At 62.4% G+C, this 14362-nt stretch carries 9 protein-coding genes and 4 pseudogenes; 7 read left to right on the top strand and 6 right to left on the bottom strand.

Annotated elements, in window-relative coordinates; translation table 11 throughout:
• Positions 1–29 precede the first annotated feature (29 nt).
• Both fghA and V1289_RS39740 read right to left on the bottom strand, forming a co-directional pair.
• A complete protein-coding gene (fghA, locus tag V1289_RS39735) occupies positions 30–875 on the bottom strand; it encodes an S-formylglutathione hydrolase (protein ID WP_334404543.1) in 846 nt (281 codons plus the stop codon).
• A gap of 33 nt (positions 876–908) precedes the next feature.
• Positions 909–1529 carry a response regulator transcription factor gene (locus tag V1289_RS39740; protein ID WP_334404545.1) on the bottom strand — a complete coding sequence of 207 codons (621 nt, stop codon included), beginning with the start codon at positions 1527–1529 and terminating at the stop codon, positions 909–911.
• Positions 1530–1738: 209 nt separating this feature from the next.
• Here V1289_RS39740 and V1289_RS39745 point away from each other — a divergent pair, with 209 nt between their 5' ends.
• Complete coding sequence (locus V1289_RS39745) at positions 1739–3106, top strand: histidine kinase (RefSeq protein ID WP_334404547.1); 1368 nt, start codon at positions 1739–1741, stop codon at positions 3104–3106.
• Between the two features lie 147 nt (positions 3107–3253).
• On the top strand, positions 3254–5695 hold the full coding sequence (locus V1289_RS39750; RefSeq protein WP_334404549.1) for a TonB-dependent receptor: 2442 nt from the start codon (positions 3254–3256) through the stop codon (positions 5693–5695).
• A gap of 16 nt (positions 5696–5711) precedes the next feature.
• Here V1289_RS39750 and V1289_RS39755 read toward each other — a convergent pair whose 3' ends face one another.
• Positions 5712–6098 carry a YkvA family protein gene (locus tag V1289_RS39755; protein WP_334404551.1) on the bottom strand — a complete coding sequence of 129 codons (387 nt, stop codon included), beginning with the start codon at positions 6096–6098 and terminating at the stop codon, positions 5712–5714.
• Positions 6099–6894: 796 nt separating this feature from the next.
• Here V1289_RS39755 and V1289_RS39760 point away from each other — a divergent pair.
• Positions 6895–7248, top strand: a pseudogene (locus V1289_RS39760) (mannonate dehydratase); the annotation flags it as partial.
• A 46-nt stretch (positions 7249–7294) separates the two neighbouring features.
• On the opposite strand, the gene V1289_RS39765 reads toward V1289_RS39760, so the two are convergent.
• Positions 7295–7930 (bottom strand): TetR/AcrR family transcriptional regulator, encoded by a 636-nt coding sequence (locus V1289_RS39765; protein WP_334404553.1) that lies wholly within the window; start codon positions 7928–7930, stop codon positions 7295–7297.
• A 155-nt stretch (positions 7931–8085) separates the two neighbouring features.
• Between V1289_RS39765 and V1289_RS39770 the strand changes: the two genes are divergently transcribed.
• From V1289_RS39770 to V1289_RS39785, 4 genes and pseudogenes are all read left to right on the top strand, one after another.
• Complete coding sequence (locus tag V1289_RS39770; RefSeq protein WP_074280974.1) at positions 8086–8295, top strand: ferredoxin; 210 nt, start codon at positions 8086–8088, stop codon at positions 8293–8295.
• A gap of 68 nt (positions 8296–8363) precedes the next feature.
• Positions 8364–9587, top strand: a pseudogene (locus V1289_RS39775) (cytochrome P450).
• Positions 9588–9881: 294 nt separating this feature from the next.
• Positions 9882–10913, top strand: coding sequence for an alpha/beta fold hydrolase (locus V1289_RS39780; RefSeq protein ID WP_334404555.1), 1032 nt, complete (start codon positions 9882–9884; stop codon positions 10911–10913).
• Between the two features lie 27 nt (positions 10914–10940).
• Positions 10941–11889: pseudogene (locus tag V1289_RS39785) on the top strand (fatty acid desaturase).
• 31 nt (positions 11890–11920) lie between these two features.
• On the opposite strand, the pseudogene V1289_RS39790 reads toward V1289_RS39785, so the two are convergent.
• Both V1289_RS39790 and V1289_RS39795 read right to left on the bottom strand, forming a co-directional pair.
• A pseudogene (locus V1289_RS39790) lies at positions 11921–12530 on the bottom strand (TetR/AcrR family transcriptional regulator).
• Between the two features lie 143 nt (positions 12531–12673).
• Complete coding sequence (locus tag V1289_RS39795) at positions 12674–14281, bottom strand: winged helix-turn-helix domain-containing protein (RefSeq protein WP_334404557.1); 1608 nt, start codon at positions 14279–14281, stop codon at positions 12674–12676.
• Between the last annotated feature and the right edge of the window lie 81 nt (positions 14282–14362).

Below are 14362 nucleotides of genomic sequence, written 5' to 3' on the forward strand. Positions count from 1 at the left end.
CGAAGATGAGAGCGCGCTTCGGCGGGTGCTCAGGCTTTCAACCGCGCGGCATGCCAGCGCAGATGATCGCTCATGAAGGTGGAGATGAAGTAATAGCTGTGATCGTAACCGGGCTGGCGGCGCAGGTTGAGGGGGATATCGGCCTTCTCGCAGGCGCTCTGCAGCAGTTCCGGGCGTAGCTGTTCGGTTAAAAACGGGTCGGCGTCGCCGTAATCGACCAGCAGATCGAAAAACCTTGCGCCATCCTCGATCAGCGCCACCGCATCATGCTTGCGCCATGTGTCCTTGTTGCCGCCGAGATAGCCGCCGAGCGCCTTGGTGCCCCACGGCACCAGCGAGGGCGCCACGATCGGCGAAAAAGCGCTTGCCGCGCGGTAGCGGGTGGGATTGCGCAGTGCCACGGTCAGCGCGCCGTGGCCGCCCATGGAGTGACCGAGGACCGATTGCCGGTTCGGATCGACGGGAAAGTTTGCCGCGACCAGTTCCGGCAATTCTTCGGTGACATAGCTCCACATCCGGTAATTTCGTGCAAAAGGTTCTTCCGTTGCGTCGACATAAAAGCCGGCGCCAAGCCCGAAATCATAAGCGTTGGCGGCATCGCCGGGGACGCCTTCGCCGCGTGGGCTGGTGTCGGGTGCGACAAAGATCAGCCCCAATTCGGCACAGGCGCTGCGGAATTCGCCTTTCTCCGTCACATTCGCATGGGTGCAAGTCAGGCCCGACAGATACCAGACCACCGGCAGCTTCGCGCCTTCCTGATGCGGCGGCACATAGACCGAAAAGGTCATGTCGGTTTTGGTCTCGCGACTGGCGTGTTTATAAACGCCCTGCATGCCGCCATAGGATTTATTCAGCGAAACGGTCTGGATTGTCATGATTTCAAAACTCCGGCGCCGTGCGACGCCATTTCAAGCTACGCCGCTCTCGATCGCGAGCCGCACCAGTTCCGCCGACGTACGCACCCCAAGCTTCTGGCGCATGATCGAGGACGTATTGGCAACCGTCTTATACGATGAATGGACCAGCCAGGCGATCTCGGAAAGACTCTTGCCGGCGCTGAGCAGGCGCAGGATCTCCATCTCGCGCGCGGTCAGCTTCGACAACGGGCTCCTGGCGTATGCGGGTCCCGCAAACGCGATGCTGCGGGCGATCGCGGGCGGCAGATAGGTGCCGCCTTTGCCGACTTCGCGGACGGCCTCGACCAGGTCGTTGGGATCCCCGGTCTTGGCGACATAGCCTTTGGCGCCGATTTCGATCGCGCGCGCGGCGAAGATCGGATCGTCGTTCATGCTGAACATGATGATGCGCGCCGATGCATCGCGCGCAAGGATGCGCCGTGCCAGTTCGAATCCGGACACGGTAGGCAGGTTGATATCGAGCACGCAGATTTCTGGATGCTCGTCGATAAAAACCCGCTCGCCGCTCTCGGCGTCGGGGGCCTCCAGGATGGCGATGTCGGGATCGTCCGCGAACAGAGCGCGGCAGCCGGAAGCGACGATGCGATGATCATCCACAATCAGAACACGCATCGATATCGCAGTCCCGATCAGCCGGCGTCAGTCCATTGTTGCGTCGCACCAGATTGACCGGCTGACGCATCCCCGGTCGCGATGCAGTTCCGGCCAATCATGCATCCAAGGCAAGATTGCTGTACGGTTCAATTAGATAGCCGCGTTTTTTATCTGTCAACGCTGCTCTTGATGCGGACCCGCTAGCTGCGCGGCACTGGATGAATGGCATGTGGCAAAAACTTTCGTTGCGTACCCGGCTGAGCCTGCTGCTGGCGCTCGTTCTCGCGCTGGGCCTCGCCGTCAACATCACGCGCCTGGTGCTGGAAGCCGCGCCCCGCGTTCAGGCGGAAGATCAAAGCGTGATACGGCTGGCGCGCGAATTCATCGAAACCCTGGTCGTCGGCCTGAATGAAACCCCCGACGCCGATGCGCGGCTTGACCGGATCGTCGGGGATCTCAACCGGCTGCGTCATGTCAGCATCACGCGGCAGGATGATGGGGCCAAGGCCGCGCCCGCGACGAGCACCAGCGGCGACGGCGGGCCCCAGTCGGTGCCCGCCTGGTTCGAAGCCCTCGTGCATCCGGAAAAGACCGCGGTGAGCGTCCCGATTGCGATCAACGGCAAGCCGGGATCGCTGCTGATCACTTCACATCCGGACGACGAGATGGCCGAGATCTGGGACGGCATCGTCACCCAGCTCCAGGTCGGTTCGGCGATCGCAATCGTGCTTTTTCTCATTACCTTCATGGTCGTCAGCCGGGCGCTGGCGCCGATCGCGACGCTGTCGGAGGCGATGACCAGGATCGAATCCGGCGCCTATGACACGCGGGTGAAACCCGATGGCCCGCCGGAACTCACGGATATCTGCAACAAGCTCAACCATCTGGCGGGAACGCTGGGAGACGCCGTCGACGACAAGAGACGGCTGGCAGAGCGCGTGGTGTCGCTCCAGGATGTCGAACGCAAGGAGATCGCGCGCGAACTGCACGACGAGTTCGGCCCTTATCTGTTCGCGTTGCGGGCGCATGCCAGCGCGCTGACGCGGATCGCGGATTCGAGCGAGCCGAATATGGATAGTTTGCGAAAACATGGCGGCGCCATATTGGAGCAGGTCAATGCCTTGCAGCAGTTCAACCGGCGCGTTCTGGAGAAACTGCGCCCCGCCGGATTGACCGAGCTTGGCCTTCGCGAGGCGCTCGGGGCGCTGTTGCGCCTGTGGGGCGAGTCGCACCCCGATGTGGTGATCGAAACCGCGATTTCGCCTGATCTCGGCGAGCGCGGCGAGACCGCCGATCTCACGATCTACCGCACCATTCAGGAAGCCCTCACCAATGTCTTTCGCCACGCCGGCGCCACAAGCGTCAACGTCTCCATCGAACCGACCGAGCTTTCGGAAGCGACGGGAACGAGCCGCAGCGGCGCGTTGGTGCGGGTGTGCGACAATGGCGGCGGCTTGCGGCCGGATCACAGGCTCGGCCTTGGTTTGACGGGGATGCGCGAGCGCATCCTGGCGCTGGGCGGCACGCTGACGGTTGCGTCCGGCGAGGGGGGCGTCACGGTGGAAGCCCTGGTTCCCAACGACCTGCGCGCTTGAATCGGGAATTCTTCCCGATTTATTCGGGAAGAAAGCGTTCGCGGTATCCGATCTTTTGAATGCTGCGCAACGCCGCCGGCGCATTACACTGATCCGCAGCTAACCGGCGGGGACGCTAGCGCAGCCGGAATGGAATGGGACGAGGCAATGGGCGCGCGTTTCCCGTTTATCGGGATCCTCTCGATATGTCTGATTTCCGGGAGTGCCGGCGCGCGCGCCGAGGATGCACCTGGTACCACCGAGGTCTTGCCCACCATCGAAGTGACGGCGCCGCGAACCAGCGCCAAACCCGGTCACGCCCGAAGTCCGCGCCCGGTCGCGCAAAATTTGCGAAGGGTTTTCATCTATCCGACCGCGCCGACGGCAACGGCGGGTTCGGGTATGGATGTCGACAGGGTGCCGGCCAGCATCAACGCGCTCGGCGCCGCTCAAATCGCGCGCACCGGCTCGCTGAACATCGCGGACGCCCTGCAGCAGCAGGTGCCCGGCGTCGTCCTCAACGAAGTCAGCGGCAATCCATTTCAGCCGAACGTGGAATTCCGTGGCTTCGTCGCATCCCCCGTCAACGGCACGCCGCAGGGACTTGCGGTGTACCAGAACGGTGTGCGTGTCAACGAAGCATTCGGCGACACCGTCAACTGGGATCTGATTCCGACCGCGGCGATCCGATCGGTCACCGTGGTGACCAACAACCCCGCATTCGGGCTCAATGCGCTGGGCGGCGCGGTCAACGTGTTGATGAAGGACGGCTTCAACTATCACGGCGACGAGATCGACACGATGGGCGGTTCGTTCGGCCGGATCCAGAGTTCGGCGCAGTGGGGCAAGCAGATCGACAATTTTTCCGTCTATGGCGCGCTCGAAGGCCTGCATGACAGCGGATTTCGCAATTTCTCGGCATCGGACGTCCGCCGCTTCTATGGCGATGTCGGCTACCGCAACGACGGCAACGAGTTTCACGTCAATATGGGTGTCGCCGATAATAAATTCGGCGCCACCGCGACGGTGCCGGTTGAACTGCTGCAGCAATATTGGGGCGCGACCTACACCTCGCCGCAGATCACTAACAACCGCGTCGGCTATCTCAATTTCACGGGGAAGGTCGAGGCCACGCCGACCTGGACCATCGAAGCATCAGCGCATGTGCGCGCGTTTCAGCACAATGCGTTGGACGGCAATCCGACCGCTACCCAGCCATGCGATGCCGATGCGACGCTGCTTTGCTTTGGCGACGTCAACAAATTGACTGGCGTCCAACCGCCGGCCAACGGTCTGAATGGCGTCCAACTCGCCAACCCGTTCCCCACCGGGGCTGTGCTGGGGGAACTTGACCGCACGCTGACCCGCTCGGTGTCGACAGGGGCATCCTTGCAGGCCACCAACACCGACCAGCTGTTCGGGCATAACAATCACTTCATGGTCGGCACCAGTTTCGACTCCAGCGTGACCCGTTTCACCGCCAGCGCGGAATTGGGCACGATGGCGCCGAACTTCGTCATCAGCGGCAGCGGGATATTTCTCGGACAATCCGGCGATCCCGTTTCGATCGGCCCGGTCGCGCTGCGCACCACCAACCGCTACAGCGGGCTCTACGCGCTCGACACCTTCGACGTCACCGACAAGTTCTCGATCACGGGCGGCGGCCGTTTCAATCTGGCCCAGATCGAACTCGAAGACCAGATCGGCTCCGCGCTCAATGGCAACGAGACGTTCAAGCGCTTCAACCCGGTCATCGGCGGCACCTACAAGATCACGCCGGAGCTGACCGCCTATGCCGGCTATTCCGAAGCCAACCGCGCGCCGACCCCGCTGGAACTGGGCTGCGCGGATCCGGCCCATCCCTGCACCATCGCGGCGTTCCTGGTCTCCGACCCGCCGCTGAAACAGGTGGTATCCCGCACGGTGGAGGCCGGCTTGCGCGGCACCAAGGAGTTGAGCGTGGGAACGCTGGGATGGAAGCTCGGTGCTTTCCGCGCGACCAATAGCGACGACATCCTCGCCATTCCAAGCCCGGTGCTGCAGGGTTTTGGTTATTTCCAGAACGTCGGCTCGACCCGCCGGCAAGGCATCGAGGCGCAGGTCACTCTGACGTCGAAGACGCTGCAGCTCTACGCCAGCTACGCCCTGGTCGACGCACGCTTCCTCGATACGCTGCAGGTCGGCTCCAATTCTCCGTTTGCGGATGCCAATGGCAACGTCCAGATACTGCCGGGCAACCGGATCCCGGCGATCCCGCGCGACCGGGTCAAGGCCGGCATCGACTATTCGATCACCGATGCGCTCAAGGTCGGCGGCGACGCGCTGTTCGTCGGCAGTCAATATTTCGTCGGCGATGAATCCAATCAGGCGCAGCGGCTGCCGTCCTATACCGTCTTCAACGTCCACACCTCGTATCAGATCAACAAGACGTTCCAGATTTATGGCCGCATCGACAACCTGTTCGACAATCGCTACGCGACCTATGGAACCTTTTTCGATACCAGCGCCGTGCCCAATTTCAGCAATGGCGGCGCTGCCTTCACCGACCCGCGATCGGTCAGCCCGGCGCGGCCGCGCGCCTTCTATGCGGGGCTGAAGGCGACATTCTGAAATCGCTGCATCCCGCTTATTTGAGTCGGCGCCAGGCGATATAGGCGATCCAGCCGAATAGGACGGCCGCAATGATCCAGACCACGATGATCGCGATCATTCCCGCCCGGCTCACCGGTCGCTGCCCAATCTCATCAGCTTTGGCGCGGCACTCGGCCATGACCTCGCCGGGGATCAGCGACACCACGAGCCAGATGCCGAGCGGCACGATGACCAAATCGTCGAGATAGCCGACGATCGGAATGAAATCCGGAATGAGGTCGATCGGCGACAGCGCATAGGCGGCAACGCCAATCGCGAGCACTTTTGCGTACCATGGCACGCGCGGATCGCGCGACGCCAGATAGACGGCGTGGCTGTCCCGCTTGAGGTTTTGCGCCCATGTCTTGATACGACAGAGCATCTGCTCTTGTGTCTCCGCATTATGCCCGACTGGCAAATCACCCGGTCGCGTGGCGCTTCCGTTGTCGAGTCATTTTTTTGTCTCGAAGCGAAATTTTCTTGTTCATCCCGTCGGGCAAATCAAAACTATAACTTCCGCGGTCCCCGCCCCAAGGAGGGGCGTATCATGATCGTCAGCTACGTTGGGCAGGGATTGCGGTGGACGCGACAGCATCGGGCGGGCAGGGGTGAAAGCAGGGCGGGCTACGGCCCGTGAGTGATCGCCGGCGCGCCGGACGAACGGCGCTGAAGCGTACGGCAAAACCGCGTGGTCCTGGCATCCGTCGCTGGTGTCAAGTCGGCGGAGAATTTTGCGGACGCGACCGGGTTCGAAAAATCGTCAATTCGCCGATGACGGTGACAAAACGAATTCGTCGCCGGGTGAGCGCGGCATAAGCCGTAAAACCATTGCGCGGGGGATGCCGGAGTGTCTCCGCTGAACCTATATGCTCGTGTGCGTTTTCCTTTGTGCATCTTGCACACGAGACCGCGGGTGCAGCGCGCACCCGGCCATTCCCTGCACCCTCTTTCGGGCGGAGATTGTCAACAACTCGGGCGTATCGCGCCGCGAGGACATGAAGCTGTGTTTGCAATTGGAACACCGTCATTGCGAGGAGCGAAGCGACGAAGCAATCCATTCTTCCTTCCGGTTGAGGAATGGATTGCTTCGCGGAGCCTGTCATCGGGCGCGCATTTGCGCGACCCGGTGACTCGCAATGACTGCTTTTGTATTACGTGGGCAGCGATGCCTGCACCGGGCGCTCGGCGTGCGCGCGGAAAACGATCTTCCGGCGATGGCACGACAGTTCTCGCCGCGCATTGCGTTTGCGCATTTGCGCGCCACCAAGCGGGACGCGGATGGATTGTCCTTCGTCGAGTCCGATCATCTCGACAGCGACGTCGACATGATTGCGGTTCTCAAGGCGCTGCTCGCGGAAAACCGGCGGCGGCCGGCCGGCGACAAAATCGTGTTCCGGCCCGATCACGGCCACCGCATGCTCGACGATCTCAATGAGACCAAGCGGACCAACCCCGGCTATACCGCGATCGGCAGGCTGCATGGGCTCGCCGAATTGCGCGGCGCCATTCGCGCCATCGAGCATGCCGGTTGAGACGTCGATGGGGGTGAATCAAGTCGTGACGCGAATTGCCGAAGCGCTATCGGTCCTTCTCGGCGGCCTTGATCGCAAGCGACAGACTGAGTTTGGTCTGTTCCGCGATATCCTCGACCAGTTCTTCGCGCGTGATGTGAGCAACCTGCCCGGTGAGCAACCCCTGTTCCGCCAGCATGACCACGCCATGCAGCGCGGCCCAAATTTTCAGGGCATGCCGTTCGCGCAACAATCCAACGGCCGGAGCTTCCAGGGCCTCCAGAACCAGACCGAAGGTTTCCATCGCGGCGGCGTGAAGCTCGGTGCCATTTGGCGCGCAGGCCATGGTGCGCGAGGCGAACATCAGTCGGTAAATGCCATTGCGGCGAAGGCCGAAATCCAGCATGGCGAGCGCAAAGCGCGACAGCTTCGAACGTGTCGATGGTTTTCCGATCGACTCGCGAAGGGTTGCGCTGAACTGGCGGAAGGCCTCGGCCGTCACCGCGGTCAGCAGCGTCTCGCGGTCGGCAAAATGCCGGTAGGGCGCGGGTTGCGAGACACCGAGCTTTTTCGCCAGCGCGCTGATGCTGACGGCCTCGGGGCCGCCAAGCTCGACCTGCTGAAGCGCAGCCTGAACCAGGGCATCCCTGAGATCCCCATGGTGGTAAGTATTGAGCGGTTTGCGGGCGGGACGGGGCGACATTCAGTGTTATGATCTATAACTTTCCGCTTGACAGCACAACCATGGACCGAATGTAATACGGTATAACTTCCGGCGTGGCGCCGACCCGCCCGCGCGGTCCAATCGACACGAGGAAACGCGCGCGGCTGACAGCGCGTGACAAGGGGAGACAGGCCATGTCCGGAAAGCTGAAGATCCGCGTCGACCAGGACAAATGTCAGGGACATGCGCGTTGCAAATCGCTGGCGCCGGAACTGTTCGATCTCGACGAATTCGGTAACGCGCATGAGATCGGCGATGGCACCGTGCCGCCGGGTCTGGAGGACAAGGCCTGGCTGGCGCATTCCAATTGTCCGGAAATCGCGATCGAGATCACCGAGGAATGAACCGCGCGTCGAGGACGATGCAAGCCGCGAATATTGATCCAAGCGAGCAAAACAGAGGAAATGATCCGATGTCCGATTCTTCCAGCGTGCTGCCCGAGCATCCTCCGGTGACCGACTGGGTCCGCGATTTCGACCACACCGATCCGCGCTGGACCGAAAATCCGTTTCCGATCTGGGACGAGTTGCGCTCCCACAGCCGGGTGGTCCACACCGACCGCTTTCTCGGCTGCTACATGCCGACCACCTATCAGGCGGTAAAGGAAATCGCCTACGACACCGAGCATTTCTCCTCGCGCCGTGTCATCGTCCGCGACGAGCGGCCGGAGGTGACGAGGAACGCCGCCCCGCCGATCACCTCGGATCCCCCGGAGCACAAGCCGGCCAAGCAACTGCTGCTGCCGCCGTTCACGCCGGATGCGATGAAGAAGCTGGAACCGCGGGTCCGCGCGATCTGCAACGAATTGATCGACGAGTTCGTCGCCGACGGCAGTTGCGACGCGGCGGCGCGCTACACCAAGTACATTCCGGTGCGCGCCATCGCCCACATGCTCGGCATCCCCGAGTAGGACAGCGATCGTTTCATCACCTGGATCCACATGATCCTCGAGCTCAGCATCAAGGACGAGCGGATGCTGATGCAGGCGGTGCAGGAGATGACCGCCTATTTCGCCGGCCACATCGAAGCGCGCAAGCAGCATCCGACCGACGACCTGATCTCGACGCTGATGAACGCCAAGGACAAGAATGGCCAGCCGCTGGATGACTCCCACGTGCTGGGTTCGCTGCGGCTGCTGCTGATCGCCGGCATCGACACCACCTGGAGCGCGATCGGCGCTTCCTTGTGGCATCTCGCCAAGACGCCGTCGGACCGGGAGCGTCTGATCGCGGAGCCGGAATTGATGCCGATCGCGATTGAGGAATTGTTGCGGGCCTATTCGCCGGTGACGATGGCGCGTGAGGTGATGAAGGAAACCACCATCAGCGGCTGCCCGGTCAAGCCGGGCAACATGGTGCTGCTGTCGTTCCCGGCCGCCAACCGCGATCCAACTGTCTTCCCGGATGCCGACAAGGTCGTGATCGACCGCAAGGAGAACCGCCACGCCGCCTTCGGCCTCGGCATTCACCGCTGCGTCGGCTCCAATCTCGCGCGCATGGAGATGACGGTCGCGATCGAGGAATGGCTGAAGCGCATCCCCGAGTTCCGTCTCGATCCGGCTGGCCAGGTCACATGGTCGCAAGGCACCGTGCGCGGGCCGCGCCAGCTTCCGATCCTGTTCGGCAAGGCGAACTAGGCGGCCGTTGCGGACCCGTCGGCGATCTGCGCGCGGCGGGTCCCGGTGATTTCCGGCGCACGACCGCGCCTGGCCCGGCGCGAGTCCCGAGAGCCGTCGGATCGACGGCGCTGGCCTTGACCCGCCGCCATCAAAGCAATTCGTTGCTTGCGGGTTCGCCGTAAACCCGTGTTTCCTCAATGGCAAGATCAACATTGCCGACGCCGCCCAGCCCCAGGCCCATCGCGCGTTTGCAGGCGGATCTAAATAGTGTGCTATTGGTACAGTTAATGTCGAGGAATCGGAACAGGCGATATGACGACTGTCGGCGACTATCACGTATTCCAGGCTGGCGACGTCACGCTGCAGTCAGGCGTGGTCTTCCGTTCCATGCGTCTCGCCTACAAGACTTACGGCACGCTGAATGCGCGCAAGGACAACGTGATCGTCTATCCGACGTCCTTTGGCGCACAACACACCGACACCGAGTGGCTGGTCCAGCACGGCGGTGCGTTGGACCCCGATCGCTATTTCATCGTCATCCCCAATCTGTTCGGCAATGGTCTCTCGTCCTCGCCGTCCAATTCCAGGGAAATGCTTGGAGCGGAACCGTTCCCGGCCATCAGCTATCACGATGCCGTCGCGATCCAGCGCCGGCTTCTGCAGGAACAATTCGCGATATCGAAGATCGCACTCGTCTACGGCTGGTCGATGGGCGGCATGCAGGCCTATCACTGGGCGGCCTGTTATCCCGACATGGTGGAAAGAGCCGCGATCGTATGCGGGAGTGCCAGATGCTCGCCGTACAATCACGTCTTCCTCGAGGGCGTGAAGGCTGCGCTCACTGCGGACCCCGCGTACCGGGATGGCCGCTTCGTCGCAAAACCTTCCGCCGGGCTGCGGGCCATGGGACGCGTCTACGCCGGATGGGCGATGTCGCATGCCTATTACCGTGACGAGATCTGGCGCGAGGCCGGATTCGATTCCCTGGAAGACTACCTGGCGGGTTCGTGGGACAATGCCTTTTCAAGGCGTGATGCCAACGATCTGCTGGCGCAGATTGGCATCTGGCAAAATGGTGACATCAGCCGATGTCCCGAATTCGGCGGAGACATCGATCGTGCGCTGGCCGCGATCAAGGCGCGCGTCCTGCTGATGCCGGGACGAACGGATCGTTATTTCGATTTCCACGACAACGAAGACGAGGTCGGGCGGCTGACCAACGCAAAGTTGGTGGAATTGCATCCGATCCCGTCAATCCATGGGCACCGTGCCGGAAATCCGGTCAACAATGCCGCGGATCGCGCTTTCATCAATGCCGAGATATCGGCGATCCTGCAGATCTGAAACGAACATCTCACGGGGCGACCGAACATGAGCACCACAGCAATTCCCGAAGCGAACGACAGGCCCAAGCCGTTAAGTCCGGCTATGCTCCGCGAGCTTTCGGCGCGCTCGGACCTGCAAGGCGCGGTGCACACGGTGAGCCATTACGGCGCGATCGCCATCGTCGGGACGCTGATCTGGCTCATGTCCTCGCGATACGGGCTGGCGTGGGCTTTGCCCGCTCATCGTCGTGCAGGCCTATTTCGTGGCCTTCCTGTTCATGCCCATGCACGAGACCGCCCATAAGACGGCCTTCAGGAGCCGCGCGCTCAACCTTGCCGTGGGGCATCTGTCGGCCTTCGTGATCGCGCATCGCTACGAGTATTATTGCCTGTTTCACTGGGACCATCACCGCTATACGCAGGATCCGGACCGGGACCCGGAACTGGTCGTTGGCCCCAAACCGTCTTCGGATACCCAACTGGCGATCGCCTATAGCGGTCTTGTTCAGATCGCCGGCCGCGAGCGGCTGATGCTTGATCATGCCTTGACCGGCAAGGTCTCGCTGCCCTGGGTCCCCGAGAACAAGCGCAACATCATCGTGCGGGAAGCGCGGCTCTATCTCGCCGGCTACGCGCTATTGCTCGTCGTCTCGCTCGCGCTTGCGACGCCGATCCTGCTTTGGGTATGGGTCATCCCCTTGCTCGTTGGCCAGTTGATCCTGCGGCCTTATCTCTATGCGGAACACACCGGCTGCGAGCGTACCCGCAGCGCCTTCGACAACACCCGCACCACTTACACAGGCAACGCGATGAAGTGGTTCGCATGGAATATGCCCTATCACGTCGAGCATCATGCCTATCCTTCGATCCCGTTTCATGCGCTGCCGCAGTTGAACCAGATCGTCGCCGACCAGATTGCCTTCCGAGGCCGGAGCTATCGGGCCGGGACGCGAGAGACATGGGCCTGGTTTCGCGGGCGATACGTCAAAACCTAGTGGCTGCGGGAGCGACTGCGGCGAGGGTCCCTCATGTATCGGTGCCTGGTGTCAGGAGGAGGTCGACGAGGTTCCGGGCATAGGCCGCTGACAGGGGTTTGATCGCAAAGACGTAACGGTAAAACAGACCGCCATAGATCGCGTCGTACAAATCTCCCGGCGAGCCGGTTGAACGGATACTTCCGTCCTGCTGACCGGCGGCGATAGTTTTGACAATCGCATCTCTGCGAAAGCTGAGGTAACGCTCGTAGAAGATTTCCGCGGATCCGGCTTCGAGATGCATTCGGAGATAACCGCGAGGTGCACCCGGCCGAATTCTTCTGCAGGGCTTCGGCATACGCCGCGGCGTGGCGTCTCACGCGCGCGGCCGGATTTCCGGCGGCGGACAGCGGCAGCATCAGCGCGGCCTGGTTCAGGAACGCGTCGATCAGAAGGGCTTCGCGTGATGGCCACCATTTGTAGATGGTCATCTTCGAGACGTTGGAGTGGCGCGCCACCGCATCGATGCTGGTGGCGGCCAGCCCGGTGGTCGCCATCAAGGTGTATGCGCTTTCAAGGATTGCCGCCGTCGTTTCCGCCGAACGGGGCCGGCCACGGCGGGCAGTCGTATCACCGTCCGATTCGGCCGCGCCTTTTGCCATCGCCCAGCTTTCCAGTCCCGTTGGTTCACCGCAGGCCGAGCGGCCTGAGTGAAATCGAAGCGTACCCGCATTCGGCGGATATCTTACTTTAGCACAGATTGCGAGGCCATCCAGGGTGGGGCAGGCGGACGCTCGCCTTGCAGCTAGTCGAGGCCGGCGCGGCGGAAGGCTTCCAGATATTGCTCGCGATCGGCGTCGTGCTTGAACGGCATATTGGCCGCGATCCAGGCGAGCGAGAAATTGGGCTGCGCGCGTCGCAGCGCCTCGAGCGCGGAGCCGGCGACATCGGGCTGTCCGGCCATGGCAGCGGCGGCGCACAGCATGCGGTAGCCGCTGACATGATCGCTGCGCAGGCGAATGCTCGCGCGTGCCAGCCGCATCGCCTCCGCGTAATTGCGTCCGACGAACTGGGCGTAGGCGGCGATGCCATTGTAAATCGCCGAAAACGGATCGCGCGGGCTCAGGCGCAGCGCCCGGGCGGTAGCCGCGCCGGCGTCCTCCCAGCGGCCGCTAAACGCCAGCGCGAGGCCGTACACACTCTGGGCCAGCGCAAAGTTCGGATTGTGGCTCAGCGCCAGCTCGAACTCGGCAAGCGAATCGTCAAAGCGCCGCAACAACACATGAACGCACCCCAGCGCGTGATGCGCCCAGGGGTCCTCGCTGTCGGCACGGATCGCCGCCAGCGCCGCGCGCTCGGCGAGCCGAACGGAGGTGGCCATGTCGGCCCAGCCATTATAGGCGCAGAAGGCATGGCTGGTGGCGAGAACGCCGAGTGCCTGGCCATAACCGGGATCGATCGCGATGGCCTTCTCCAGCAACTCCTGTGCGACAATATAGTCGCGCTGCGTGAGACGCCAGAAATGGGACAGCGCCCGCATTACCAGACCCCAGGCGTCCATGCTGTCCGGTGCTCTGCGTTTGGCGTGGAAATTTTCCGCGGCAAAGAGCTGCGGTTCGATCGAGGCGGTAATTGCCTCGGTGATCTCGTCTTGCACGGCGAACACGTCGGCGAGGCCGCGATCGTACCGTTCCGCCCAGAGGTGGCTGCCGGTGGCAACGTCATTGAGCTGGGCGGTAATGCGTACGCGGTCGCCATCCTTGCGTACGCTGCCTTCGATCACGTAATCGACCCCGAGCTCGGCGCCGATCTGCTTGATGTTGACGGCCTTGCCCTTGTAGACAAACGACGAGTTGCGCGCGATGACGAAGAACCAGCGCAGTTTGGAAAGCGCGGTGATGATGTCCTCGCTGATGCCGTCGGAGAAATAATCCTGCTCCGGATCGTCGCTCATGTTGAGGAAGGCTAGCACGGCGATGGCGGGCCGGTCGGGCAGCGGCAATGACGGTGGCTGCTCTTCCTTGACTTCCTCCGAGCGCCGTCCGGTGGCGGGCGCCGCCAGCTCGTCGCCCTCGGATTGCAGGCGCACTGTGCCGACAAACCGGTGGCCCTTGCGGGGGATCGTGCGGATTAGCGCCTGGCGCTGGCCGTCGTCGCCCAGCGCTTTGCGTGCCGCGTAGATGCGGCTTGTCAGGTTTGCATCCGACACGGCACGGCCGCCCCAAACCGAAGCGATGAGATCGCCCTTGCTGACAACGTGATCGCGGTTCTGCACCAGATGAACCAGCAGATCGAGCACCTGTGGCTCGATCGCAATCAATTCAGGGCCGCGACGCAGCTCGCGGCGCTCGGTGTCCAGCACATGGTCGGCAAAAAGAAATCGTACGCCAGTATCCCAAAATTGGATCGGCACGACCGGTGCCGCAATTGATCTGAAAAAAATGAGGCGGGATGCGTTTCCGTTCGCAGTCGCCGCTCGTTGGCTGCGCCTTGA

The organism is Bradyrhizobium sp. AZCC 2289 (assembly GCF_036924615.1).
In the GTDB taxonomy this organism is placed as follows: Bacteria; Pseudomonadota; Alphaproteobacteria; order Rhizobiales; family Xanthobacteraceae; genus Bradyrhizobium.